The sequence below is a fragment of the Rhizobium viscosum genome (genome assembly GCF_014873945.1).
Taxonomy (GTDB): domain Bacteria; phylum Pseudomonadota; class Alphaproteobacteria; order Rhizobiales; family Rhizobiaceae; genus Rhizobium; species Rhizobium viscosum.
Window position 1 is genome coordinate 1508319 of the sequence record NZ_JADBEC010000002.1, and the last position, 25882, is coordinate 1534200.

Annotated in this window: 24 protein-coding genes; 20 read left to right on the top strand and 4 right to left on the bottom strand. The window is 60.6% G+C overall.

The window, feature by feature from the left end; translation table 11 throughout:
• Window positions 1–140 precede the first annotated feature (140 nt).
• Window positions 141–1169, bottom strand: a complete 1029-nt coding sequence (locus H4W29_RS27760; RefSeq protein ID WP_192732017.1) for a LacI family DNA-binding transcriptional regulator — start codon at window positions 1167–1169, stop codon at window positions 141–143.
• Between the two features lie 134 nt (window positions 1170–1303).
• Between H4W29_RS27760 and H4W29_RS27765 the strand changes: the two genes are divergently transcribed.
• The 14 genes from H4W29_RS27765 (at window position 1304) to H4W29_RS27830 (ending at window position 15480) form a co-directional block, all read left to right on the top strand.
• A complete protein-coding gene (locus tag H4W29_RS27765) occupies window positions 1304–2392 on the top strand; it encodes a fatty acid desaturase family protein (protein ID WP_192732018.1) in 1089 nt (362 codons plus the stop codon).
• A 22-nt stretch (window positions 2393–2414) separates the two neighbouring features.
• Window positions 2415–2729, top strand: coding sequence for a MocE family 2Fe-2S type ferredoxin (locus H4W29_RS27770; protein ID WP_192732019.1), 315 nt, complete (start codon window positions 2415–2417; stop codon window positions 2727–2729).
• A gap of 8 nt (window positions 2730–2737) precedes the next feature.
• Entirely contained in the window at window positions 2738–3964 is a 1227-nt protein-coding gene (locus tag H4W29_RS27775; RefSeq protein WP_192732020.1) for an NAD(P)/FAD-dependent oxidoreductase, read from the top strand.
• Window positions 3965–4014: 50 nt separating this feature from the next.
• Entirely contained in the window at window positions 4015–4818 is an 804-nt protein-coding gene (locus H4W29_RS27780; protein ID WP_192732021.1) for a 3-methyl-2-oxobutanoate hydroxymethyltransferase, read from the top strand.
• Between the two features lie 100 nt (window positions 4819–4918).
• The gene (locus H4W29_RS27785; protein ID WP_192732022.1) at window positions 4919–5815 is read left to right on the top strand and encodes an NUDIX hydrolase; all 897 of its coding nucleotides are present in this window, start codon (window positions 4919–4921) and stop codon (window positions 5813–5815) included.
• Window positions 5816–5886: 71 nt separating this feature from the next.
• Window positions 5887–6858 (top strand): quinolinate synthase NadA, encoded by a 972-nt coding sequence (gene nadA, locus H4W29_RS27790; RefSeq protein ID WP_192732023.1) that lies wholly within the window; start codon window positions 5887–5889, stop codon window positions 6856–6858.
• Window positions 6855–8399 (top strand): L-aspartate oxidase, encoded by a 1545-nt coding sequence (locus tag H4W29_RS27795; RefSeq protein WP_192732024.1) that lies wholly within the window; start codon window positions 6855–6857, stop codon window positions 8397–8399. The genes nadA and H4W29_RS27795 overlap by 4 nt, the downstream gene beginning before the upstream one ends.
• Before the next feature lies 1 nt (window position 8400).
• Window positions 8401–9300 carry a carboxylating nicotinate-nucleotide diphosphorylase gene (gene nadC / locus H4W29_RS27800; protein ID WP_192732025.1) on the top strand — a complete coding sequence of 300 codons (900 nt, stop codon included), beginning with the start codon at window positions 8401–8403 and terminating at the stop codon, window positions 9298–9300.
• A 292-nt stretch (window positions 9301–9592) separates the two neighbouring features.
• Window positions 9593–10405, top strand: a complete 813-nt coding sequence (locus H4W29_RS27805) for an aldo/keto reductase (RefSeq protein ID WP_246517484.1) — start codon at window positions 9593–9595, stop codon at window positions 10403–10405.
• Window positions 10406–10934: 529 nt separating this feature from the next.
• Window positions 10935–12890: an AfsR/SARP family transcriptional regulator gene (locus H4W29_RS27810; protein ID WP_192732027.1), complete on the top strand. Its 1956-nt coding sequence runs from the start codon at window positions 10935–10937 to the stop codon at window positions 12888–12890.
• A 102-nt stretch (window positions 12891–12992) separates the two neighbouring features.
• Window positions 12993–13136 (top strand): hypothetical protein, encoded by a 144-nt coding sequence (locus tag H4W29_RS27815; protein ID WP_192732028.1) that lies wholly within the window; start codon window positions 12993–12995, stop codon window positions 13134–13136.
• Between the two features lie 13 nt (window positions 13137–13149).
• The gene (locus tag H4W29_RS27820) at window positions 13150–14412 is read left to right on the top strand and encodes a YcaO-like family protein (protein ID WP_192732029.1); all 1263 of its coding nucleotides are present in this window, start codon (window positions 13150–13152) and stop codon (window positions 14410–14412) included.
• On the top strand, window positions 14409–15155 hold the full coding sequence (locus tag H4W29_RS27825; protein WP_192732030.1) for a TfuA-like protein: 747 nt from the start codon (window positions 14409–14411) through the stop codon (window positions 15153–15155). Before H4W29_RS27820 ends, H4W29_RS27825 begins: the two co-directional genes overlap by 4 nt.
• 58 nt (window positions 15156–15213) lie before the next feature.
• Complete coding sequence (locus H4W29_RS27830; RefSeq protein WP_007812121.1) at window positions 15214–15480, top strand: hypothetical protein; 267 nt, start codon at window positions 15214–15216, stop codon at window positions 15478–15480.
• 46 nt (window positions 15481–15526) lie between these two features.
• Here H4W29_RS27830 and H4W29_RS27835 read toward each other — a convergent pair whose 3' ends face one another.
• The 3 genes from H4W29_RS27835 to H4W29_RS27845 form a co-directional block, all read right to left on the bottom strand.
• Window positions 15527–15934 carry a helix-turn-helix domain-containing protein gene (locus H4W29_RS27835; RefSeq protein WP_192732031.1) on the bottom strand — a complete coding sequence of 136 codons (408 nt, stop codon included), beginning with the start codon at window positions 15932–15934 and terminating at the stop codon, window positions 15527–15529.
• 218 nt (window positions 15935–16152) lie between these two features.
• A complete protein-coding gene (locus tag H4W29_RS27840) occupies window positions 16153–16977 on the bottom strand; it encodes an amidohydrolase family protein (RefSeq protein ID WP_192732032.1) in 825 nt (274 codons plus the stop codon).
• A 77-nt stretch (window positions 16978–17054) separates the two neighbouring features.
• Window positions 17055–17840: an IclR family transcriptional regulator gene (locus H4W29_RS27845; protein WP_192732033.1), complete on the bottom strand. Its 786-nt coding sequence runs from the start codon at window positions 17838–17840 to the stop codon at window positions 17055–17057.
• A gap of 369 nt (window positions 17841–18209) precedes the next feature.
• Between H4W29_RS27845 and H4W29_RS27850 the strand changes: the two genes are divergently transcribed.
• The 6 genes from H4W29_RS27850 (at window position 18210) to H4W29_RS27875 (ending at window position 25785) form a co-directional block, all read left to right on the top strand.
• Window positions 18210–18944 carry an SDR family oxidoreductase gene (locus tag H4W29_RS27850; RefSeq protein WP_192732034.1) on the top strand — a complete coding sequence of 245 codons (735 nt, stop codon included), beginning with the start codon at window positions 18210–18212 and terminating at the stop codon, window positions 18942–18944.
• A gap of 60 nt (window positions 18945–19004) precedes the next feature.
• Complete coding sequence (locus H4W29_RS27855; protein ID WP_192732035.1) at window positions 19005–20282, top strand: L-fuconate dehydratase; 1278 nt, start codon at window positions 19005–19007, stop codon at window positions 20280–20282.
• Window positions 20283–21029: 747 nt separating this feature from the next.
• Window positions 21030–22250: a plasmid partitioning protein RepA gene (gene repA, locus H4W29_RS27860; protein WP_192732036.1), complete on the top strand. Its 1221-nt coding sequence runs from the start codon at window positions 21030–21032 to the stop codon at window positions 22248–22250.
• Window positions 22251–22443: 193 nt separating this feature from the next.
• Entirely contained in the window at window positions 22444–23436 is a 993-nt protein-coding gene (gene repB, locus H4W29_RS27865; RefSeq protein ID WP_192732037.1) for a plasmid partitioning protein RepB, read from the top strand.
• A gap of 207 nt (window positions 23437–23643) precedes the next feature.
• On the top strand, window positions 23644–24855 hold the full coding sequence (gene repC, locus H4W29_RS27870; RefSeq protein ID WP_192732038.1) for a plasmid replication protein RepC: 1212 nt from the start codon (window positions 23644–23646) through the stop codon (window positions 24853–24855).
• Window positions 24856–25224: 369 nt separating this feature from the next.
• A complete protein-coding gene (locus tag H4W29_RS27875; protein ID WP_210332380.1) occupies window positions 25225–25785 on the top strand; it encodes a sugar transferase in 561 nt (186 codons plus the stop codon).
• Window positions 25786–25882 lie beyond the last annotated feature (97 nt).

Below are 25882 nucleotides of genomic sequence, written 5' to 3' on the forward strand. Positions count from 1 at the left end.
CCAATCCATCCGCTGCACGGCATCAAACGCTATCATCGCTGCTAGATTTTCCGGGCCAATGATAGAATTCCATCATTTCAAGACTATCCGGTTACACAATTCCGGATGCAAAACCGCTGCACAGTTTTGCTGGAATTGCTCTAGATATTTTCCGGCAGAAAAATCTCGAAGGGCAGGAAGGACTGGCCGGGAATGGCGATCTCGCCCTGTTCCAGCGCACCGGTCATCAGCGAGACCACCTCCTTGCACAGCGCCGGCAGCGGCGTGCCGATCGCCATCGTGACGATGCCGTCGGCAAGACCGGCCTTGCTGTCGGCGGTGAGTTCGTTGACGATAAGCACGATGCGGCCGCCGATCCCTTCTTCACGAAATGCCGAGATCGCGCCCTCCATTCCGCCGCCACAGACATAGAGGCCGACGAGATCGGGATCTTTCTGCAGGAGCGTCAACGTCGCCTCATGGGTGATTTCAGGCGTTTCCAGATTAATCAGCGTTTCGACCACTTCGAAATCCGGCGCCTCCTCGCGAAAATAGGAGCGGAAGCCCATTTCGCGAAGCTCGTGGCCGTGAAAACGGTGACTGCCGACGAAACAGGCGACCTTGCCGGGCCGGCTGGAGGCCTTTGCAATCATCCAAGCGGCCGTGCGACCAACCTTGCGGTTGTTGACGCCGACATAGGCGTCCCGCACCCCGGTCGCGAGATCCGAGAGCAGTGAGAAGACCGGAACGCCGCGCGCCTTCAATTCCTCGACCGCTGCAGTCACGGCCGGATAATCCGGCCCGACAAGCGCGACTGCCTGGTTTCGGGCGCCGAGCAGCTTGATCTTTTCGATGATGGCGGCGGGTGTCGCTGCGGATGGATATTCCACCTGCGTCTGGATCCGCGCAGTCGTGACATTGCGGGCGGCGGTTTCAATCTCACGCGCAAAGGCCTGATAAAAGGGCTGCGTCGGCTTCTGCAGCAGGAAGGCCAGGCGATATTGCGGCAGATCCTCGAAGACGCGCTGGCGGATCAGACCGACCGCATGATAGCCGATCGACTGGGCCGCATCATAGACACGGCGCGCCGTTTCCTCCCGTACCCGGTGGCGGCCGTTTAGCACACGATCGACGGTCGCGACACTGACGCCGGAGGCTTGGGCGAGATCGGAGATGGTCGGGCGGCGCATGGTTGTTCCTGATAGTTTTCAATCACGAATGAAAGATGCTTCTGATGGCTTTTGATAGAATATAGCAAGCCTGCATTGAGGGCTTTGCGAAGTCAACTTATTCTCTGGGCCCAGAGTTGAGCAGGGAGGAAAACATGGCAGGCGAGGCAGGCAAGCGCGATTACGGCCTCCTGGGGGAAAGCGGACGCACGGCGGTGGAAACCGGCCTTGCAGCCGCGGAATGGTATCACACCGATATTGCCCGCAAGGAAATGAAGGCGCTGATGCAACGCTCCGACGATCATGCGATCCGCGACACGGCGCTCTGGCTCGGCAGCATGGTGATCTTTGCCGCGCTCGGCATTTATTTCTGGGGCTCCTGGATCGCCGTGCCGTTCTTCCTGGCCTATGGAGTGCTCTACGGCTCGGCCTCCGACAGCCGCTGGCACGAATGCGGCCACGGCACCGCCTTCAAGACGCGCTGGATGAACGATGTCGTCTACCAGATCGCCTGCTTCATGATCATGCGTAATCCGGTGACCTGGCGCTGGAGCCATACGCGCCACCACACCGACACTGTCATCGTCGGCCGCGACCCTGAGATCGCCGTCATGCGCCCGCCGGACCTCGTCCGGCTGATCCTCAATTTCTTCGGCATTCTCGATGTCTGGCATGCTGTCATTGATATGGTCAGAAACTCGGCCGGCGTCATCAGTGCTGCGGAAAAGACCTTCATCCCGGAGATGGAACAGCCGAAGGTGATCCGCATTGCCCGCATCTGGCTGGCCATCTACGTCGTCACCATCGCGCTCGCCATCTATATGGGTTCGATCCTGCCGTTGATGCTGATCGGCCTGCCGCGCCTCTATGGCGCCTGGCATCACGTGCTGACCGGCCTGCTGCAGCATGGCGGGCTTGCCGACAATGTCATCGACCACCGGCTGAACAGCCGTACCGTCTACATGAACCCGATCAGCCGCTTCATCTACTGGAACATGAACTACCACGTCGAGCATCATATGTTCCCGATGGTGCCCTACCACGCGCTGCCGAAGCTGCATGCGATGATCAAGCACGACCTGCCGGCGCCCAATCCGTCAATCTGGTCAGGCTACCGGGAAATGATCCCGGCCTTCCTGCGCCAGCTTCGCAACGAAGACTATTTCCTGAAGCGGGAACTGCCGGTAACAGCACGGCCCTATCGCGAGGAATTTCACGCCGAACTGGCGCCTGCAGCCCAATAACAAGATCGAGGGAGGAAACGAGATGAGCGGAAACTGGATCGAGGTTTGCGGCAAGGACGAGATCGATGAGGAAGACGTCATCCGTTTCGACCATGGCGGGCGCACCTTTGCCGTCTATCGCAGCCCGGACGACGAGTTCTTCGCGACCGATGGGCTCTGCACCCATGAGCAGATCCATCTCGCCGATGGCCTCGTCATGGACGAGATCATCGAATGTCCGAAGCACAATGGCCGCTTCAACTACAAGACGGGCGAAGCCAAGGGGGCTCCCGTCTGCGTCAATCTGAAGACCTATCCCGTCAAGATCGAAGGCGGCGCCGTCTTCATTGCGATCTGAGGTGCACCATGGCCCATTTCGTTATCATCGGGGCAGGGGAATGCGGTGCGCGTGCCGCCTTCGCGCTACGGGAAAAGGGATTTGACGGCGAAATCACACTCGTCGGTTCCGAACCGCATGCGCCCTATGAGCGCCCGCCACTCTCCAAGGCCGGCCTTGCCGGCAATGTCGATCCGAAATTCATCGCGGCACAGGAAGCCTATGAGGCAGGCAATATCCGCCTCCTGACCGGTATTGCGGCAACCGGCCTCGATGCGGAGGCTCATTCGGTCGCCTTATCGGATGGCAGCCGCCTCCTCTATGACCGGCTGCTGCTTGCGACGGGTGCCAGTGCCCGCGCCTTTCCCAACGCGCCCGGTGAGAGCAGCCATATCCGTTTCCTGCGCACACATCATGATGCGGTGACGCTGCGCACCGTGCTTCGACCCGGCAAGCGGCTTGCCGTCATCGGCGGCGGCTTCATCGGCCTGGAGGTCGCGGCGACCGCGCGTCAGCTCGGCGCCGACGTCGTTCTCATCGAAGGGCTGGAGCGAGTGCTGAAGCGCGGCGTTCCCGAGGACGTCGCCCATCTCGTCGCCGAGCGCCATCGCGCCGCGGGCGTCGATCTGCGCTGCGGTGTCTCCATCGAGGCGCTGACAGAACGGGGCGACAAGGCCGTCGTCCGGCTTTCCAACGATGAGGTGATCGAGGCCGACCTGGCGCTTGTCGGCATCGGCGCCCGGCCGAACATCCAGCTTGCCGAGGCGGCCGGACTTCATATCGACAACGGCATAGCCGTCGACGAGAGACTGCGCAGCTCCGCCCCCGATGTCTTTGCTGCCGGTGACTGCTGCTCCTTTCCACTCGCAATCTATGGCGGCCGGCGCGTGCGGCTGGAATCCTGGCGCAATGCACAGGAACAGGGCACGCTTGCCGCCGCAAACATGCTCGGCGCCGATGAGCCGGTTTCCGCGGTACCGTGGTTCTGGTCGGATCAGTATGACATGACGCTACAGATTGCCGGGCTCGCCGATGGCGCGGTCAGCCATCCGCGCCGCGATCTCGGCGAGGACGCTTTCATCCTCTTCCATCTCGATGCCGAGGGCCGGCTGATTGCCGCAAGCGGCATCGGGCCCGGCAATGTGGTCGCCCGCGACATCCGGCTGGCGGAAATGCTGATTGCCGCATGCGCCCATCCCGATCCGGCCGCGCTGACTGCCAGCGACGTCAAGCTGAAAACACTCCTCGCCGCCTGATCGGCTCCCCGAATACTGGCCCAACGAGTACTCGCCCAAAGGATATTGCGATGAAAAAACATAATCGCGCCACGGTCGCCGACCTGCTCGCGCTCAGGGGCAAACGCCAGCTCACCATGCTGCGGGTCACCTCGCTCGAAGAGGCGGAAGCGGCGGAAAGGGCCGGAATCGACATGGTCTCCGTACCGCCGGCCCTGCTCGGACCGGTCTTTCGCGAGGCGGCTCCCACGCCCTTCGCCATTCCCGGCCTCGAATATGGCGACCATGTCTCGGCCGAGGACTATATGCGCGAGGCCTTCAAGGCGCTGAAGGCAGGCGGCGACGCCGTCTATTGCGCCGCAAGCCTGCAGACGATCAGGCGCATGCGCGATGAGGGCATTCCGGTCTGCGGCCATGTCGGCCTGATCCCGTCGAAGGCCACCTGGACCGGCGGCTTTCGCGCCGTCGGCAAGACTGCTGCCAGCGCCTTCGATGTCTGGCGCCAGACGAAGACGCTTCAGGATGCCGGCGCCTTCGCAGCGGAGATCGAGGTCGTTCCCGGCGATGTCGCGGCGGCGATTTCCAACCGCACTTCGATGCTGATGATCTCCATGGGCGCCGGCCGTGGCTGCGACGCGCAATATCTCTTTGCCGACGACGTGCTTGGCACGACCAGAAACCACACGCCGCGCCACGCCAAGGTCTACCGCAACTTCGCCGCCGAATATGACCGGCTGCAGCGCGAGCGCATCGCCGCCTTCAGCGAATTTGCCGAGGATATCCGCTCCGGCGCCTATCCGGAAAGGCGCCACCTCGTCGGTATCGACGAGGCCGAGTTGCGCAATTTCCTGCATCGGCTGGAAGCCGAGGGATAGAGGGTCCCCCGGCCGCTGGGGAGAAGGGGAACCCGCCATTGGCATCGACGCCGGCCTATGTCAGAGAATAGAGCAATCACGAACAGATTCTCAGGCTCTGGTGACGATAGGCTTTGCACATGCGGAATTGATCGCGGTTCTCGTCGCGGTGACGGGCGATGAACCGCGTGTCATGACGATCCAGAGTGGCGATGCACTTCCGTCCGGTCCCTTCGAAATGGGCCATCGCACGCTGCAATCGGGCCTGCGCGAATGGATCCAGGAACAGACCGCCCATCCCGTCGGCTTTCTCGAGCAGCTCTATACCTTTGCCGACCGCGATCGGAACAACGACATCCAGGGCGGCCGCACCATTTCCATCAGCTATCTCGGCCTCGTCAACGAACAGTCAGGCGCCGGTCGGCCGGGCTGGCATGGCTGGTATGAATATTTCCCCTGGGAAGACCACCGCGACGGCCGCCCTGCCATCATGGACGAACTGATCGCGCGGCTGCGCTTCTGGGCCGATGCCGATCCGGCAAGGCGTGAACACCGCCATCGCCGCGCCGATTTCACCTTCGGACTCGACGGCGGCGGCTGGAACGAGGATCTGACGCTGCAGCGTTACGAACTGCTCTATGAGGCGGGTCTCGTCACAGAAGCCGGTAGTGGCAAGGACGACAATCTCGGTAGGCCGATGTTTGCCGATCACCGGCGTATCCTTGCGACCGGGATTGCGCGGCTTCGCGCCAAGATCAAATACCGCCCCGTCGTCTTCGAACTCATGTCCGAAAGCTTCACGCTTCTGCAATTGCAGCGGGCCGTAGAGGCGCTGGCCGGCCTGACACTGCACAAGCAGAACTTCCGCCGCCTGATCGAGCAGCAGGAACTGGTGGAGGAAACCGGCGAGGCGACGAGCGAAACCGGCGGCCGCCCGGCAAAGCTTTTCCGCTTCCGCCAGACCATTCTCGAAGAGCGCGCACTCGCCGGAACGAAATTACCGCTCTCCCGCAATTGACATATGCTCACGGTGAGAATATCTCTTTGCGCACGATATGCTCAAAACGAGCATAATTGATGGAGCCGGCCATGAACCACCTTGTATCCGCGTCTTCCCTCTATGATCGCGTCAGCCGCGTCATCCCCAAAGCCGAATGGATGATGTTCCAGGACGATGTCGATGCGATCCTGGAGCTGAAGCGCAAGCGCAACGCCGTCATCCTCGCGCATAACTACCAGACGCCGGAAATCTTCCATGGCGTCGCCGATATTGTCGGCGACAGTCTGGCGCTCGCCAGAAAAGCAATCGAGGTCGATGCCGACGTGATCGTGCTTGCCGGCGTGCATTTCATGGCCGAGACGGCAAAGCTGCTGAACCCGGAAAAGACGGTGCTGATCCCCGATATGGGCGCCGGCTGTTCGCTGGCGGATTCGATCACGCCCGAGGATGTCGCACTGCTGCGTCAGGCTCACCCGGGCGTACCCGTCATTACCTATGTCAACACCTCGGCTGCCGTCAAAGCCGCCTCCGATATTTGCTGCACCTCGGGCAATGCCAAGAAGGTGGTCGAATCCCTCGGCGTTCCCCGAGTACTGATGATCCCGGACGAGTATCTTGCCCAGAACGTCGCCAAGGAAACCAATGTCGAGATCATCGCCTGGCATGGGCATTGCGAGGTACATGAGCTCTTCACTGCCGAGGATGTGCGCCAGCTGCGGGAAAACCATCCCGGCGTGACGGTGCTCGCCCATCCAGAATGCCCACCAGATGTCGTTGCCGAGGCTGATTTCGCCGGTTCGACCGCCGTCATGTCTGACTATGTCGGGCAGAAGAAGCCGGCCCGCGTGGTACTCCTCACCGAATGCTCGATGAGCGACAATGTCGCCGTGCATCATCCCGATGTCGAATTCATCCGCCCCTGCAATCTCTGCCCGCACATGAAGCGCATCACGCTCTCCAATATCCGCACAGCGCTGGAAGAAAACCGCCACGAAGTGATCGTCGATCCTGCGGTCGCTGTCGCTGCCCGCCGGGCTGTCGAGAGGATGCTGGCGATATGAGCGAGATTGCTGACCAACTCACCGGCCGCACCGTCATCGTCGGCAGCGGCCTTGCGGGACTGATGACGGCGCTGACGCTTGCGCCTGAGCCCGTTGTCATCGTTACCCGCGCTCGCCTTGGCGCTGAAACGTCGAGCGCCTGGGCCCAGGGCGGCATCGCCGCCAGTCTCGGCGCCGATGACAGCGCCGATCTGCATCTTGCCGATACGCTCGCCGCCGGCGACGGACTTTGCGATCCCGTGATCGCTGCCGGCATCGTCGCCGACGCACCTGCCGCGATCGCCGCGCTGGAAAGGGCGGGCGTCCGCTTCGACAAGACGGCGGATGGCAGCTTTTCGCTGGGGCTTGAGGCCGCCCATAGCCGCCGTCGCATCGTGCATGCGCAAGGCGACGGCTCGGGTGCGGCGATCGTCCGCGCGCTCGTCGAAGCCGTTGCCGCGACATCCTCCATCACCGTGCTCGAGGGGCTGGAGGCCCGCCGGATACTGACGGATGAGAGCGGCGTTACCGGCCTCGTCTGCGCTGGCGAGAATGGCGCCATCATCCTGTCGACGAGGCGGATCGTGCTTGCGACCGGCGGCATCGGCGGGCTCTATGAAGCGACCACCAATCCGATGGGTAATTTCGGACAGGGCATCATGCTTGCCGCACGCGCCGGAGCCGAGCTTGCCGACATGGAATTCGTCCAGTTCCACCCGACGGCGCTCGATTCCCGCCGCCGGCCGCTGGCGCTGGTGAGTGAAGCTGTGCGCGGCGAGGGTGCGGTACTCGTCAATGAGAGCTGCGAACGCTTCATGGCCGGCGTGCCGGCTGCTGAATTGGCGCCGCGCGATGTGGTAGCCCGCGCCATCAGCGCCGAACTGGCGCGTGGCGGGAGGGTGTTCCTCGACGCACGCGCGGCTCTTGGCGATCGTTTCGCCATGCGTTTTCCGGTCATCGACGCTCTGTGCCGGGAAGCTGGTTTCGATGCCTCACGTCAGCTGATCCCAGTACGCCCTGCCGTCCATTATCATATGGGCGGGGTAGCGACCGATACTGCTGGCCGCAGCTCAATTGCAGGCCTCTGGGTTGCCGGCGAGGCGGCCTCCACGGGCCTGCACGGCGCAAATCGGCTTGCCAGCAATTCACTGCTGGAGGCCGCCGTCATGGGTATGCGCGCTGCGAGCGACATTCTTGCGACCCCGGCTGCAAGACCCTCGATAGCTGAATTCGTAGGGACGCTGCCGGCGACGGCCGATCCTTCGCCCGTCCGACCGATCGTCTCGCGCCATCTTGGCGTGCTGCGCAATGCAGGCGCCATTCATGGTGCGGTTGCAAGCCTGCTGCCGCTTGCCGAAGCTGACGGGCCGGCTTCCGATCCGGCAATCGTTGCGCTGTTGATTGCCGTCTTCGCCAGCCTTCGGGCGGAATCGCGCGGGGCGCATGCCCGCACCGATTTCCCGCTGAAGCGGGCGGAAGCCGCGCGGCGGAAAATGACACTGACTGACGCCCTGGAGATTGCACGGGCGACGGCTTCCCATCCCCTTGCAAGGAGTGCCTGAGATGAACCTCGCTTCCCTTCCGCGCGTCATTGTCGAGCCCTTGGTGCGTGCTGCCCTTGCCGAAGATCTCGGCCTTGCCGGCGATATCACCTCGGCAGCCGTCATCCCCGAAGAGCACCGCTCGACGGTCGTCATGGCTGCCCGCCAGCCGGGAGTCGTCGCCGGCCTCGATGCTGCAGACCTCGCCTTCCAACTCGTCGATCCCGCCATTACGATGCGGCGGCATCTGCCGGACGGAGCAGCCGTAGAGCCCGGCAGCGTGATCGCCACGATCGAAGGCCCGTCGCGCGGGCTGTTGACGGCTGAGCGCACGGCGCTGAATTTCCTCGGCCATCTCTCGGGCATCGCCACAGTGACAGCAGGTATCGTCGAGGCGATCGTCAACACCAAAGCCTCTGTCGTCTGCACCCGAAAGACGACACCGGGCCTTCGAGCGCTGGAAAAATATGCCGTGCGGGCCGGCGGCGGCATGAACCACCGCTTTGCGCTCCATGATGCCGTGCTGATCAAGGACAATCATGTCGCCATTGCCGGCGGCGTGACGGAAGCGATCCGCCGCGCCAAGGCCGGCGTCGGCCATATGGTGAAGATCGAAGTCGAGGTCGACACGCTCGACCAGCTGCATGAAGCGATGGGTGAGGGGGTCGATGCCGTCCTCCTTGACAACATGACGCCCGATCAGTTGCGCGATGCCGTCGGCATCGTCGCGGGACGAGCGATCACCGAGGCCTCCGGTCGCGTCACACCGGCAACGGCACGTGCTATAGCCGCCTCCGGCGTCGACCTGATCTCCGTCGGCTGGCTGACACACAGCGCCCCGGTGCTCGATATCGGCCTCGATTTTGTCGAAGCCGCTGGCGAAAGCGCAACGCCATTGCGCCGGGTTGCCCAGGCTTTCTGAGGCGATAGCATTCGCCGCCGCTTAACTCGGGCAAGCCTGCGTCTCCGTATCCGGGTGGAATTCCAGAAGCTCGATCATGACACCGGGATCCCTCACGGTGTCATGATGGCATGGCGGCCCTCGTCCTCCCGAAACCCCACACTCCCACACCTGCCGCTGCCTGGATTCAGCGGCGCCAGACCAGACCGGAAATTTGCCTGAGCCCCGCAGGTTTTTTCGCTGGACTCGGCCACACGCTGTTGCAAAGCTCGGCAAGGCTTTGGTGGAGTGAGGCGAAATGGAGGAGATAATCTTGGAAAAACATAATGTTATTCCGCTGATGGGATTTGGCACGTTTGGGCGGAACGGCAAGGACGGTATCGATGCGATCCTCTGCGCGCTCGAAACCGGCTACCGGCATCTCGATACCGCGCAAACCTATGACACCGAATTCGAAGTCGGCGAAGCGCTGCGCCGCTCTGGCCTTGACCGAGATGCGGTTTTTCTGACGACGAAGATTTCGACCGACAATTTCGGTCCCGGCGCACTCGTTCCTTCGCTCGAAAGGAGCCTGGAGGCCCTCAAGGTCGATCAGGTGGACCTGACACTGATCCACTGGCCCTCGCCCAATGGCCGCATTCCGCTCGAGGTCTACATCACCCAGATCGCCGACGCGCAGACCCGCGGCCTGACGAAGCTGATCGGCGTTTCGAATTTCACGATTGCCCTGCTGGAGGAGACGGAAGCACTGCTCGGCAAGGGCAGGATCGCCAACAACCAGTTTGAACTGAACCCGATCCTGCAAAACAAGAAGCTCGCAAACTACTGCCGGCAAAAAGACATTCTCGTTACCTGCTACCTGCCGATCGCCCGCGGCATTCTTTCCGACGAGCCGGTGCTGCGCGCGATCGGTGAAAAACACGATGCGACGCCGGAACAGGTGGCGATTGCCTTCGAACTTGCCAAGGGCTATTGCACCATACCGACATCGGGCCGGCCCGAGCGCATCCGCTCGAACTTCAAGGCAAGCTCGATCAGGCTTTCACCCGAGGAAATCGCCCGCATCGAAACCATCGACCGCAACCACCGCGTCGTCGATCCGGACTGGGGTCCGAAGTGGGACTAGCTTTTGCGACCGGATCAAGGCGCTTGGGGCTCTGATCTCGGCCTTTACATCATTGTCTCAATCGCGTCGTAATTTGCCGGCGTAACGTGCACGATAGTCGGTCTGACAGAGTAATGAACCGCTGCTCTCGCAGCGGCGGAATTGCGATTGCTTGAGGCTTCGGGGGCGATACGGAACGCCCGGCGCCTCCCGGTACCGGAACGCGCAATGCCTCGAGTGGGCGACGGTTTGGAGATTGGGTGTGAGCGATCGTATTCACGATATTTTCGTCATTGGAGGCGGGATCAACGGCTGCGGGGCAGCGCCGATGCGCATGGCGGGATGATGCTCCGAAATAGAGCTGCGTCTCACGCCCATATGCAGTATTCGTAAAGTCTGTTGCTAGCCAGCACCGCCCGGAGCGTAAATATTCGATGAAAATCTTGCTCCATCAAAGCAAAAGCGCTTCCCGTTGCCCGCTATTCACTCTAACATCATGTAATCGGTCGGTCCGCTCCAGGCGTTCCGGCTTTTGAAGGTGAGAGCCGTGATGGACGGGTCAACCGGGGAAGTAAAAGCGAACAGATTATGTCTGCTCGGCAGGCCGCGATTGTTGGCCGCCGGGACCGAGCTTCCTTTGCCCGAAAAGTCCTATTTCCTGCTCGCAATGTTAGCGCTGTCGCCGGAACCGCTGGTCGACCGCGAAACCATCCGCTGCCAACTCTGGCAATCCGAACTTCCTGAAAAACGGGCCGGCAGCCTCCGCCAGCTTCTGTCGCGCATCGAGCAGAGCATTCCCGAGGGACTGCCGCCGCTGCTCACTGCCACGCGCACCCATCTCGGCCTTGCGCCCGGCTGGGAGATCGACCTCAATATCCTCAAGCAGAAGGATATGCTGGAACCGGATCAAAGCGGCATCCTGCTCGGCGAACTGCTTGAAAGCGTCAAGTCTCCGACACAGGGTGCCGAGGACTGGTTGACCTTCGAGCGCCAGCGCATCGACGAAGCGCGCTCGGCGCATCTTGCCCGACTGTTGGAAAATGAGGGCGAGCGCCAAGACGAGGAACAGATCGCCTTTGCCAAGCGCCTGATCGAGCTCGATCCCGCCAACGAGATCGCCTGTCGGGCGCTGATGCGCGCCCATGCCCGCATGAACGACATGCCGGCGGCGCGTCAGGCCTATCTGAAATGCCGCAGCCAGCTCAAGGACGATTTCGATATCGAGCCGGACGAAGCCACAACGACGCTTGCCCGCGAACTTGGCATCCTGTCTCCGGCACAGCCGGCTGCCGCGGAACGCTCGCGTCCGGCATCGGAGCTGCTGATCGATCCGGCCGGCCAGCCGCGCATCGTCATCCTGCCGCCCGAAAGCATCTTTACCGATCCGCTGATGGAGCGCGTCGGCCGCGCGCTGCTCGAAGATGTCACGATCGGCCTCAGCCAGCAGCGCGGCTTCAAGGTGATTGCCGCTCATACGAGCCTGGAAATGCTGAGCCGCGCGCTCGACCCGACGCGCCCGACCATTGGTCCGCTCGACCTGTCCTTCGATTATGCCGTCTATGTGACGATTCAGACCCGCGACGAGGATGTCTATGCTACCTGTCGGCTGACACGCACGGCGACCTCCGAAGTGCTCTGGGCGGTCGAAATTCCTTTTGCGATGCAGAAGATCAGCGAAGCCTTCAGCCAGCTGACCCGGCGCATCGTCATGACGCTTGCCGATACGATCGAGCGCACCGAACTGGCGATGCCGCTCGGCGACGTGCCGGCTTCCGCCTATCGCCTCTATCTCGAAGGCAAGCGGCTGATTTCCCAGACCGACCTGCAGCATCTGCGCCAGGCGCGCAAATGGTTCAGGTCGTCGCTCAGCCGTTACGAACATTTCTCGCCGGCTCACGCCGGCATGTCACGCGCGCTCGGGATGGAATGGCTGATCCGCGGGATGCGCGATCGGGAATTGCTGGACGAAGCCTATAGCGCCGCAAGGATGGCGCGGCAGACCGACCCGAACAGCGGCCGGGCCTTTCGCGAACTCGGTTTCGTGGCACTCTATCGCCGCCGGTTCGAAGAAAGCCTCGATGCCTTCCAGCAGGCTCAGGATCTCAATCCCAACGATGCCGACATCCTGGCCGATTTCGCCGACGCACTTTCCCATGACGGCGATTTTGATCGGGCTCTCGAGCTCAGCCGCGCTGCCTTCAAGCTCAATCCGCTGCCGCCGGACTATTATTACTGGAACCTCGGCGGCATCCATTTCATGCGCGAAGAATATGAAAAAGCGATCGATGCGCTGGAGCCGGTAAAGTCAAAACAGGCGACAGCGCGCCTGCTCGCGGCCGCCCATGCCATGGCGGGTGACGCCGCAAAAGCCAGGAACTACGCTCGGGTCGTGCTGGAGAATTTCCCAGATTTCCGTAGCGAAGAGATCCGTCACTTTGTCCCTGATCGCGATCCAGCCTTTACCGATCCGTTGATAAAAGGCCTGCAACTCGCCGGTCTTCCCTGATACACGGCCTTTTAACGAAGCCTGTAACGCTTAAATGACGCAAGCAATGTTCTTTTCGAATGGTTAACGGCGGTCAGCCGCCCAACCATTTGGAGAGAGATCATGAAGACCGTTGAAACCAACGCTGCAATCCCGGCCCCCGCACTCCGTTTCTCCGCTGCCGCCAAGGCAGCCGTCAAGCAGGACGAACTCAACGTTTCGGCAAATGGCCTTGAAAGCCTGACGCATGCACTAAGGTTCCGCTAAGGGTCCGATCAACATGTCTGCCTTGGCCGACCTTGAAACGCTTGCCGCTGACCTCAACAGATCATCGGCAGGCATCAACAGCTATCACGACCGGTCGATGACCCCGGCGCAGACTTTTGCGGCGATCAAACCGCATCTGCGCGAATTCGGCATCACTCGCGTCGGCCTGCTGACCGGCCTTGACGTGCTGAACATCCCGGTTGCCTTCGCCACAAGGCCGAACAGCCACACGCTGTCGGTCTTCCAGGGCAAAGGCATCGACAAGGAAGCGGCGATGACCTCTGCCGCCATGGAGGCGATCGAGACCCGCGTCGCTGAAATTGCGCCTGCCGATCTGACGCTCGCCAGTCTCGATAACATGAAGGCCGAACGGGCCGCCATGATCGACCTCGACAGCGTGGCGCGCTGTGCGCCGGACGAGATCGGCGATGGTCAAATCCCCTGGTGCTCTGGCTTCGACCTCCTCTCAGGCAGCACAGCCTTCGTGCCCTGGTGGCTGGTCGGCCTTGATCATCGCGGCGAACGCCCGCCGGGCTTCGAACAATCGAGCGACGGCCTGGCCTCGGGCAATACGCCGGCCGAAGCCGTGTTGCACGGGCTCTGCGAACTGGTCGAGCGCGATGCCTGGGCGCTGACCCAGCTCAAATCCCCTGAGCAGCTTAAGCAGAACCGCATCGATCCGCGCGCCTTCGGCGATGCCGTAATCGACGTCTTGGTCGATCGCATCCGACAGGCCGGCATGCGCCTGCTTCTGATCGACATGACCACGGATATCGGTGTCCCGGCTTTTCTTGCCGTCATCATTCCCGGCAATCTGTCCGATCGCGTCGATGCCCGCTGGGCCCAGGTCTGCGGCGGTTGCGGCTGCCATCCTGATCCGGTGCGCGCAGCTCTTCGCGCCATCACCGAGGCTGCCCAGAGCCGGCTGACGGCGATTGCGGGCAGCCGCGACGATTTTTCGCCGAGGATCTACCAGCGGATCGACCGCAACGCCGGCATGCGCCAAGTCGTCGATCTCTGCAATGATGATGCGGCGCTGAAACCTTTCCCGATGCGCCCGATGCGCCCGATGACGATCCAGGATACGATCCGCCACGTTGCCGGCCGTCTGAGGGCTGCGTGCATTACCCAGATCATCGCCGTGCCACTGTCACATCCCACCCTTCCGGTTTCCGTCGTGCGCGTTATCGTGCCGGGCCTTGAGGTCGATATCAGCGGCCAGTACATCCAGCTCGGCCTGCGTGCCGTCAACGTCATCAGGGAGGCCGCGGCATGAAGATCCTCTTCGTCGGTCCGAGCCTCGCAAGCGAGCTTGCGGATGCCCGCAAGCAGCATCCCGGTATCGATTTCCGCCCGCCTGCCGCCTGCGGCGACATTCTGAAAGCCGTGCAGGAGGGGGCAACCGCAATCGGCCTGATCGACGGCTATTTCGGCGATCTGCCATCCGTCTGGCACAAGGAAATCCTCTTTGCCTTGGAAAAGGGCGTCGCCGTTGCCGGGGGCTCCAGCATGGGCGCGCTACGCGCTGCCGAATGCTCCGCCTTCGGCATGGTCGGCATCGGTTCGATTTTCGACGATTACGAATCCGGCAATCTCATCGATGACGAGGCAGTGGCGCTCGTCCATGCGCCGCAGGAGCTCGGCTGGCTGCCGCTTTCCGTCCCCTGGGTCGATTTCGAGCCGACGATCGAAGGTCTCCATGCGAAGGGGGAAATCACCGTCAGCGAGCGCAAGAAGCTGCTGCTCGCTGGCCGCTTCCTGCATTTCTCCGAACGCACCTATGCCAAGGTGGTCGAAGAGTCCCACTTTGCCCGCAAACCGCGGCGAGAGCAGATTCTGGCGGTGATCCGTGCCAATCGCGTCGAACGCAAGCGTACCGATGCAAGGCTCGTGCTGGAATGGCTGCAGAAGGGAGAGTTTGCGTCAACGAAGCGTGACTGGCGCTTGGCTGCGACCTCGCATTTCGAAGTGCTGCAGGCCGAAGTCACGCAGCAGATGCAGCCTGTAACGCTCGAATAACGGTTCCAAGCCCAAGGTAACTTGCGTGGGGATATGACTGTCGTCGAGGGCGGAAACAATGTTCGAAAAAAGGGATCAAGGTGCAGGCAGGGAATACGCAAGGCTCTTCCGGCTGCTGTCGGCAGCCAAGGATGAGGCTGAAAAACTTCAGCTGCGCAATCTCATGCACCTGACAAACATGGCGCTGCTGCAGGTCGTCATCGATTGGGACGGCATCGATCCGGATAGGGAACTCGATGCGAACCTCGAAAAACTCGTTGGCAGCAAAGCCAAGATCGCAATGAAGGACGCTGGCGAAAATCTGATCGTGATCGATCGCCATTAGCCCTGATGCAGGGTGCGACTGAGCGCTAGAAAATCAGGCCGACGTGCTATTCCGCAGCGTCGATGTCCGTCTGCTCGGTACTGGCAATCGCCTGGACGAGCTTGAGGATTTTCTTGCGAAGCTGCTCGTTCTTGATCGAGAAAAAGGCAGCGTTGAGCTGGACGCCTTCACGCGAAATGATGAATTCTTCGCTCGGAGCGGGATTATCGTTTGCGTTGGCGGCGGGTGCCGTCAGGTCGTCGAAGAAGGTCCTGACATCGACGCTGAGCGCGCCGGCGATTTCGACGAGCATGCTGGCAGAGACGCGGTTGGAGCCTTTTTCGTATTTCTGGATCTGCTGGAAGGTCACCCCAACACGATCGCCCAGTTCCGTCTGAGAAACCTTTCTCAGCAGGCGCTGTATACGGATCGTCTTACCGACGTGAACGTCCACGGAATGCGGTTCTTCTTTCATCTGATATTCCCTCCTGCGAAAACCGGACCGACAACTTACACGGCCCGCAACAACAACTTTTAGCCGAGTTAGTTCAACCTAGCAATTGCTTGGATGTAGTTTAGGCTGGGCCAAAACATCGCGCCAACCGAGAGCCCCTACGGATTGCACGTAGCGACAGATCACTTCAAGCGGGAATCCGGCAGAATTGAACTCTAAAAGGGCGAAGCTGAATGAACTCAGAGCGTCCACAGACGCTGTGCATTGCCGTGCAGGAGCCGCGAACGCTCCGTTTCCGCAGTGCCTGACAGCACCGCCTGGGTGGCCGCGACCCAGGTGGAAAGGCCGTTCGCAAGCGTGCAGACAGGCCAGTCGCTGCCCCACACGACGCGATCCCAGCCGAAGCTCGATATGACGTGCTCGATATAGGGCCGCAGGTTTTCCGCCGTCCAGCTTGCCGGATCGGCATTGGTGACGATGCCGGAAATCTTGGCGACGACATTCGGCCGGCGGGCGATTTCGGTCATACCGCGGCTCCAGGGCTCGAAGGCGTTCGACTTGATATCCGGATTGCCGCAATGATCGAGCACGAACTGGACATCGGGCGCGGCATCGGTGAGCGCCACCACCTTGCTGACCTGATGCGGCAGCGTGCAGAGGTCGAAAGTCAGGCCGGTGCCGGAGAGCCTTCTGATATTCTCGCGGAACAGCACACCTTCCGAGACATCGTCTGGCACCACATGCAGCACGCGCCGGAAGCCCTTGACGAAGGGATCGGCCTTCTGTCGCTCCAGATAGGCAGCAAAACCATCCTCTTCCGGCCGGCAGGAGACGATCGCGCCGGCCACCAGATCACCGAGACGGCTGATATAGTCGGTTTCGGCCTGCATGATGACCGGATCGACATCCACCTCCATATGCAGCACCTTGGTGATGCCGCAGCGTTTGGCTTCGGTCGCATAGGTCTCGTAGAGAAAATCGCGGTCGAGAGAAGGCACATTTGCAAGCCAGGGGTAATTCAGCGCCGACCGGTCAATGACGTGCAGATGGGTATCGATAAACACGCTCTTCTCCTCCAGAGAGTGGTTGGCAGCAACCTATCTCTGGTGAATGGATTATTCAAATAGAAATTCGATCCGCCTTAACCCTGCACAGCAATCGTTGCGCCGGCGAGCGCCGAAAGCTCGGCCGCCGTCTTCTGCACCATGCCGATCGCCTGGGTGATATCGGGCGCTGCCGGCGCGTTCACCAGCGCGATATAGGGGCAGGTCAGGGCGGCAATACCGCGCCCGTCCGGCCCCAGGATCGGTGCCGAGAGATTATAGACGCCGGCCGTCTGGGCGCTTGCCATCATCTCATAGCCGCGCTCGCGGATCTGGTTCAGTCGCTGGTAAAATTCCGCGCCGAGATCGGCGTCTTTGCGGCTGCGCACATGTTCCGAGATCATCATCTCGCGCTCCTCGTCGCTGCGGAATGCGAGCAGCACATGGCCGGAACCTGTATCGAAGAGACTGATGTGTGAACCGACGCGGATCGACAGGCCCCAATAGTCCGGCGCCTCCTGCTGGGCGATGACGACAGCGGCACCCCGGTCGAAGACGGCAAGATGGTTTGCCTGGCGCGAGCGCTGGGCGAGATCGCGCATCAGCGGCGTCGCATAGGAAGCAAGCCGGCGTACCGGCGCATGCAACTGCGCCAGGCCGAAGAGCTTCAGGGTGAGAGAATAACGGTCGCCATCGAGCCGCGTCACGTAACCGCGCTTCACGAGACGGTCGAGCATGCGGTAGAATTCATTCGGGCTGCGATCCAGCCGCTTGGCGATTTCCGCCTGCGTCAGGCCACTATCGACGCTTGCCAGAAGTTCGAGAATATCAAGACCCTTGTCGAGCGCCGGAGCGCGATAGCGATCTGACTCGTCGGTCTCCATTCTTTCCTCCTGTGAATATCATTCTGCATATACGCGGACGGGCAGACGGAAAAGAAAAAGTTCGCGCTTGACCCTGGGGCTATCGTCTGTTTGTCTATAAACAGACAAATCAAATGTGAGGACATTGTTCGGCGTACTTTCACGCCGGGCGATCGCAATTCCCGGAAAGGCTCGCCAAGGCGAGACAAAAATAAGATAACGGGAGAGGGAGGAAAGCCATGCAATGCGTGGACATCGTGATCGCCTGCGAAAAAGTGGCATCGCCCGACAAGGCACATGGCCGAACGCGGCCTTCATCCCGACCGATCCTTTTGAGAATAGATTCAGCACCACCGCCAGCGCGCGAAAAATCCCCAAAGAGGCCATGACATGACAAGTAATCTTTCCGGCAAAACCGTTCTCATCACCGCAGCCGGTCAGGGCATTGGCCGCGCCACCGCGCTTGCCTTCGCCGCCGTGGGCGCCAAGGTGCACGCCACCGACATCAATACCGACGCGCTGGCGACCCTGGCGACAGAGAGCAAGGTTTCCACCCACAAGCTCAACGTGCTTGAAGACGAGGCGGTCAAGGCGCTGGTCGCCGAAATCGGCGCCGTCGATGTGCTCTTCAACTGCGCCGGCACCGTCCATAACGGCTCCGTGCTCGACATGAAGGATACCGATCTGGAATTTGCCTTCGATCTCAACGTCAAGGCGATGGTCCGCACCATCCGCGCCGTGCTGCCTGGCATGCTGGAGCGCAAGGATGGCGCGATCATCAACATGTCATCGGTCGCATCCAGCATCAAAGGCGTGCCGAACCGCTTCGCCTATGGTGTGACAAAGGCAGCCGTGATCGGGCTCACCAAGTCGGTCGCTGCCGACTACGTGACGCAGGGCGTGCGCTGCAACTGCATCTGCCCCGGCACGGTGGAAAGTCCCTCGCTGCAGGACCGCATGCGCGCACAGGGCGATTATGACACGGCGCGCGCCGCCTTCATCGCCCGCCAACCGATGGGCCGCCTCGGCACGCCGGAGGAGATCGCCGATCTCGCCGTCTACCTTGCCGGTGCGACCTACACTTCCGGCCAGGCCTACGCCATCGACGGCGGCTGGACGATCTGAGCTTTCGCATGGCCGGCTCCTTCCAAGAAAGGACGCTGGCCCCTCAAGGGGAAGACCATCATGACCCGCATCACCGATCTCCGCGTTTTCGACCTCCGCTTTCCGACCTCGCAAAGCCTCGACGGTTCCGATGCGATGAACCCGGATCCGGACTATTCCGCCGCCTATGTGATCCTCGAGACCGACAAGCACGGCCTTGCCGGCCACGGCCTGACCTTTACCATCGGTCGCGGCAACGACATCTGCTGCGCGGCGATCGAAGCGATGCGGCATCTCGTCGTCGGCACCGAACTTTCAGACGTGCTGGCCCATCCTGGCAAATATTGGCGGCATCTGACCAGCGACAGCCAGCTTCGATGGATCGGTCCTGAAAAGGGCGCGATCCATCTGGCGACCGGTGCGATCGTCAACGCCGTCTGGGATCTGCTTGCCAAGGAGGCCGGCAAGCCGGTCTGGCGCCTCGTTGCAGACATGCCGGCCGAGGAGATCGCCGATATCGTCGATTATCGCTACCTCACCGACGTGCTGACGCGCGATGAGGCGATCGCCATCCTGAGACAGGCCGAGCCCGGCAAGGCGGCGCGCATCGCCACACTCGAGAAGGAAGGCTATCCCTGCTACACGACCTCGGCCGGCTGGCTCGGCTACGAGGACGAGAAGCTGCGCCGGCTCTGCCAGGAAGCGATCGATGCCGGCTTCAACCACATCAAGATGAAGGTCGGCCGCGATCTCGAGGACGATATCCGCCGCTTGAGGATTGCCCGCGAGGTGATCGGCCCGGACCGCTACCTGATGATCGACGCCAACCAGGTCTGGGAGGTCGGCCAGGCAATCGACTGGGTCAAGCAGCTTTCCTTCGCCAAGCCCTTCTTCATCGAGGAGCCGACGAGCCCCGACGATATTGCCGGCCACCGAAAGATCCGCCAGGGCATAACACCGGTAAAGGTCGCAACCGGCGAGATGTGCCAGAACCGCATCATGTTCAAGCAGTTCATCGCAGAAGGCGCTATCGATATCGTCCAGATCGATTCCTGCCGCATGGGCGGACTGAACGAGGTGCTGGCCGTGCTGCTGGTCGCCGCCAAATTCGGCCTGCCGGTCTGGCCGCATGCCGGTGGCGTAGGGCTCTGCGAATATGTGCAGCACCTGTCGATGATCGACTTTGTAGCCGTGTCAGGCACCAAGGACGGCCGCGTCATCGAATATGTCGACCACCTGCATGAACATTTCCTCGATCCCTGCGTCATCAAGGACGCGGCCTATATGCCGCCAGCCCAGCCAGGCTTCTCGATTGAGATGAAACCGGCCTCGATTGCCGGCTACACATTCCGCGGCTAGGGCAGGCGGCATCGAACGAGCACACTATCCCCGGCTGCCTGCTGGGGATAAAAGCATGCCGGTTATTGCAGAAATGTCCTCAATCCTTTATAGATCTAGGTCATGATGGCTCAGTCGAAGGAGCCATCTTTGCGAGCTTTCGGCACTGTTTTCTGCGTCTCCAACTCGCTGTTTTTTCTCACATTTTCCATCGATACGGAATCTATTTCGCGGATCGATTCCGTCACATCCTTGTTCGATTTTGATACGTCCGGCTGTCGAAAACGACCTCAGGCAGCCTTTCGCTCGTATCCGCTCTCCAGGCAGGTGTGGCTTGCGCAAGCTTGTCTTCCGGATTTCGAAATACAAGCGCGCCTCAGTCCTCGTCGACGCCGAGGGAATTGCGGAAGCAGGGCCGCTTCGTCCCTCAGTCATCGGATCCTTTGCCGGCAAAGATTAGGAATCGATAATAGCTGATTCTTCTCAATGGGATGCGCCAGGGGCCGTCTGCGGGATCAAAACATCGGCTTTGCCGCATCGATCGCAAAAATGATGTGAGGATGGCACAGCTTTGCAAGGCGAAGCGGATTTTTGTTAACTGGCGGAGATATCAGGGGAAATTGTAATCCTTCTGTCGTAAACTCATGATCTTGACCGCTGCCGCTAAAGCCTTGTCCTGCTGGAGCACCTTGCCAGAATCGCTACGATCGGTAATCGTCACGGATAAACAGCCGTTTCTGGTGTTTTTCCGTGATGAAAGATTAGAGCGTGAGCAAGCCACAAAGGACTTCTCGGACCCTTCAACGTAGCGTCGATGAGACGATCGGCGCCCATGCGTCGACGATCAGTTCGCAGTTGCAGGCGATCAGCGAAGCTCTGTTTCCGCCGACCGCGAGCAAGACGCTGCGCCGCTTTACATCAGGCGAGGCGGCCAAGCTGATCGGCGTCTCGGATTCGACCTTGCGAAAGATGACGCTTGCCGGCGAAGGCCCGCAGCCCGATGTCGGCAGCAATGGCCGGCGTCTCTATTCTTTGCGCCAGCTCAATGAGTTGCGTGCCCTGCTTGCTGCCTCCGCCCGTGGTCGCGAGGCGCATGACTTCCTGCCGCGCCGCAGGGAGAACGAACATCTCCAGGTCATAGCCGTCACCAATTTCAAGGGCGGATCGGGCAAGACCACGACATCGGTGCATCTCGCGCAATATCTTGCGCTGCACGGCTACCGCGTGCTTGCCCTCGATCTTGACCCGCAGGCCAGCATGTCTGCCATGCTCGGCGTCATGCCGGAAACTGATGTCCGCTCCAACGAGACGCTCTATGCGGCGATCCGTTACGACGAGGAACGACGTCCCCTCTCCGAGGTCGTGCGCAATACCTATTTTGATGGCCTGGATCTCATTCCCGGCAATCTCGAACTCATGGAGTTCGAGCACACGACGCCGCGCGCGCTGATGCGCGGCTCCCGGGATGGCGAAGGTGTGTTCTTCATGCGCGTCGCCAAGGCGCTCGACGATGTGGCCGAGAACTACGACGTCGTCGTCCTCGATTGCCCGCCGCAGCTCGGTTACCTGACGCTGAGCGGCCTTTGCGCCGCAACCTCGATGATCGTCACCGTGCATCCGCAGATGCTGGATGTGGCATCGATGAGCCAGTTCCTGCTGATGACACATGACCTTCTCTCCGTCGTGCGTGAAGCCGGCGGCGAGCTCAATTACGATTTCATTCGTTATCTTCTCACCCGCTACGAACCGCAGGATGCGCCGCAGACGAAGGTCGCGGCCCTCTTGCGCAATCTGTTCGACGATCACGTCATGATCAACGCGATGGTGAAATCGGCAGCGGTCTCCGATGCCGGCCTCACCAAGCAGACGCTCTACGAAATTGGCCGGGAGAACCTGACGCGCTCGACCTATGACCGCGCGATGGAAGCTCTCGATGCCGTCAACGGAGAGGTCGAGACGCTGATCAGGCAGGCATGGGGGCGCACATGACGTTCTCCCTGATCGATACCGATTTATCAGCTTTCGGCCCGACGACCGACCTGTTGGGAGCTCCCAACACGGGTTGGCGCAATGTGAGCCCCTGGCAAAAATCCCTCCATCTATCGGCGGCCCACAAGCGTGTTGGGAGCTCCCAACTGCGCTCTTCCGGCTTACCCGCATCTGACTGGAAAGGAGAGAATTGATGAGCCGACGCGATACCGTCAATTCGATCTTCATGCGCAAGGCCGACACGCCGGCGCCTTCCGCAGGTGTCGAGAAGAATCCGGATCGCGTGCGCACCGGTGCCGTTTCGGCCATGGGTGCGTCGCTGCAGGAAATGACGGAAGCGGCGCGAGCCGCCGGCCGGCTGCAGGCGCAGATTTCCTCCGGCTTCTCCATTCTGGAAATCGATCCCTCGGATATTTCCAATTCCTCGATCAGCGATCGTATCCCGATCGAGCGCGATGCGGATTTCGATACGCTGGTGACAAGCATTTCCGAACACGGCCAGAAGGTGCCGATCCTGGTACGTCCCGATCCAGAAAAGGAAGGACACTACCAGATCGCTTATGGCCGTCGCCGCCTGCGTGCTGCTGCAAAGCTTGGGCTCAAGGTCAAGGCGATCGTCCAGAGCTTGAGCGACAACGAATTGGTGATTGCCCAGGGCAAAGAGAATCTCGACCGGCAGGATCTCTCCTTCATCGAGAAGGCGCTGTTTGCTCATCGTCTGGAGGAGGCCGGTTACCCGCGAGACGTCATTATAGCAGCACTCTCGACCGACAAGGCCGATCTCAGCCGTTACATCTCGGTCGCCCGTGGCGTGCCGCAGACGGTGATCCTGGCAATTGGTCCGGCCCCGAAGGCGGGCCGCGCCCGATGGCTGGCTCTTGTCGATGCGATCTCTTCTTCACCAAAAAAGGTCGAAGCGATCCTTGAGGACGATGCCTTTGCCGATCTCGACAGCGATCAGCGGCTGCAGCGTGTATTGTCAAAGATGGCGGCGCGCGATGCAAAGAAGGTGGCGGGCGATATCTGGAAAACACGGCAAGGACAGAAGGCGGCGCAAATCGAGCGCTCCGGCAACAAAACGCGCATCACCTTCGATGAGCGCATGGTGCCTGAATTTGCCGATTATCTCACGACCCGGCTGGATGAGCTCTTCGAGGAGTTCGGCGCCGTCAGGTCACAACGATAACTGTTGGCAGGCTAAGCCGCTGACAAGGATTTGACTGTTAGGAAAAGGAGCCAATAGGCAAAGAAAAAGGCCCCCGAACAAAACATCCGGAAGCCCTCTTCTCTCGTTTAGCACCTAGAGAATCGCACTTCCCGGAATCACTGTCAAGGTTTTTGAACGCCGTTTTGGCGGGCGCTGATGATTTGCCTTTGTATAAGGTGAACCACGATGAATACGGGATTTGTGACGACGCCTTTCGGGCGGCGGCCGATGTCGCTTGCCTTGATGAAAGGTCAGCTTCAGGCCGAATCAGTTAAACCAGATAAGACCGTCGACAAGTGGAAAGTGTTCCGCGACGTCTGCGAAGCACGCCCGCTGCTCGATATTTCCGACCGCACACTGGCTGTGTTGAACGCCCTTCTTTCCTTCTATCCCGAGAACCATCTCTCAGGTGAGGCGAGCATGGTCGTCTTTCCATCCAACCGGCAGCTGGTGGTACGGGCGCACGGCATTGCTGTCACCACGTTGCGCCGGCATCTGGCTGCTCTTGTCGAGGCCGGCCTGATCATCCGCAAGGACAGTGCTAACGGAAAACGTTTTGCCCGCCGTAAGACGTCAGGTGAACTGGAAGATGCCTATGGCTTCAGCCTGGCGCCGTTACTTGCCCGCAGCGAGGAACTGGCTGCCATGGCTCAGAGGATCGAAGCCGACCGGATAGCACTCCGGCGTGCGCGCGAGCGACTGACGATCTGCCGTCGCGATGTCCGCAAGTTGGTCGATGCCGCAATCGAGGACGGCGTTCCCGGCAATTGGGACGACATCGACGCAGCCTATGCGCATCACCTCGCTTGCCTGTCCCGCAATCCCGAAGCTTCCGACCTCGACGGCGTGCGCCTGAAGCTCGAAGAACTACGCACCGCCATCGTCAATCTGTTGACGAGCTTCGATAATTTCAAAAAAACGAGCGCCAGTGTGGTCCAAAATGAACCGCACATACAGAATTCAGACATAGACTCTCTTGAATTAGAATCTGAACCGAAGGTGCAAGTGGAAACGCGACCGATTACATCGGCAACGGTTCAGTCGAACGGATCCCAGAAGATATTCTCCCTTGCCCTCATCCTGCAAGCCTGCCCCCAAATCAGCGATTATGCTCAGGGAGGATCGATCAGGGGCTGGCGAGATCTCGTGACCGCTGCTGTCACTGTACGGTCCATGCTGGGGATCACCCCAGAGACCTATCAGGCGGCTTGCGAAAACCTTGGCCCGGAAAATGCCGCTGTCGTCATCGCCTGCATGCTGGAGAGGGCAAACCATATCAACTCACCGGGTGGCTATCTGCGTGACCTGACCCGTAGGGGAGCCCGAGGAGAGTTCTCGCTTGGTCCGATGCTGATGGCGCTGGTACGGCAGAACAGTCCGGTCGCGCGGAGGGCTTGAACGCTTTCGAGTAACGGGACGATAGCTGGTCGCGGTGACCGTTCATGGAGATGGCTGCTAAAAGACTGCAAGACGGTAGTTTTGATGCGGTCATCGGAACAATTCGAAGACATCTCGCTTTTCAGGCGAAGAACAGGTGTCGGAAATGAAGGTATATTTAACTTCCGTAACTGAAAGATTGGCAAGTTACTTCAATGGCTTGAGTGCGACATCGTTTCGAAAGGCGGTGGCGGAATTGCCGCAAATGCTTGAGAAACAACGCATAAAGAGCCCGAGGCCGGAAAGGGTCGTTGACGTGAATTGGCCGGAGACGATAGGGCAAGTCAGGCCATTGAAGGCCAGACGAGTATAAGAAGAGCGAGGACGGGCTTGAAGCGGGCAGTGGATCTTTTCCTGGCTCTGGTGGCATCATTGATCCTGATCATTCCGATCGGGGTCGTGGCGCTCTGCGTGCGCCTGACCTCTCCGGGGCCTGCGCTTTACTGGTCGAACCGGGTGGGGCGCCGCAACGAGATCTTCCGGATGCCGAAATTCCGCAGCATGCGGATCGACACGCCGACAGTCGCCACGCATCTGCTCGATGATCCCTCCCGCTACCTGACGCCGATCGGCGGATTCCTGCGCAAGTCGAGCCTCGATGAACTGCCGCAGCTCTGGTGTATCCTGAAGGGCGAGATGAGCTTCGTCGGCCCGCGGCCGGCGCTTTATAACCAGGACGACTTGATCGCGCTGCGCACGGCCGAAGGTGTCGACGCCTTGCTGCCGGGGCTGACGGGCTGGGCACAGGTCAACGGGCGCGACGAACTGCCGATTTCTGAAAAGGTGACGTTCGACGTTGATTATCTGCAGCGTCGCTCCTTCTTCATGGATATGCGCATCTTGGTAATGACTGTCGGCAAAGTATTGGGCAGCAAGGGCATAACACATTGAGGTTACGACCTAAGGTTATGAACAGATTGCGTGCGCGACTACCGATTATTTTGGTTGCACATGAGATCGAAAAGGACAAGAAGAAGTCAGGCTGGAA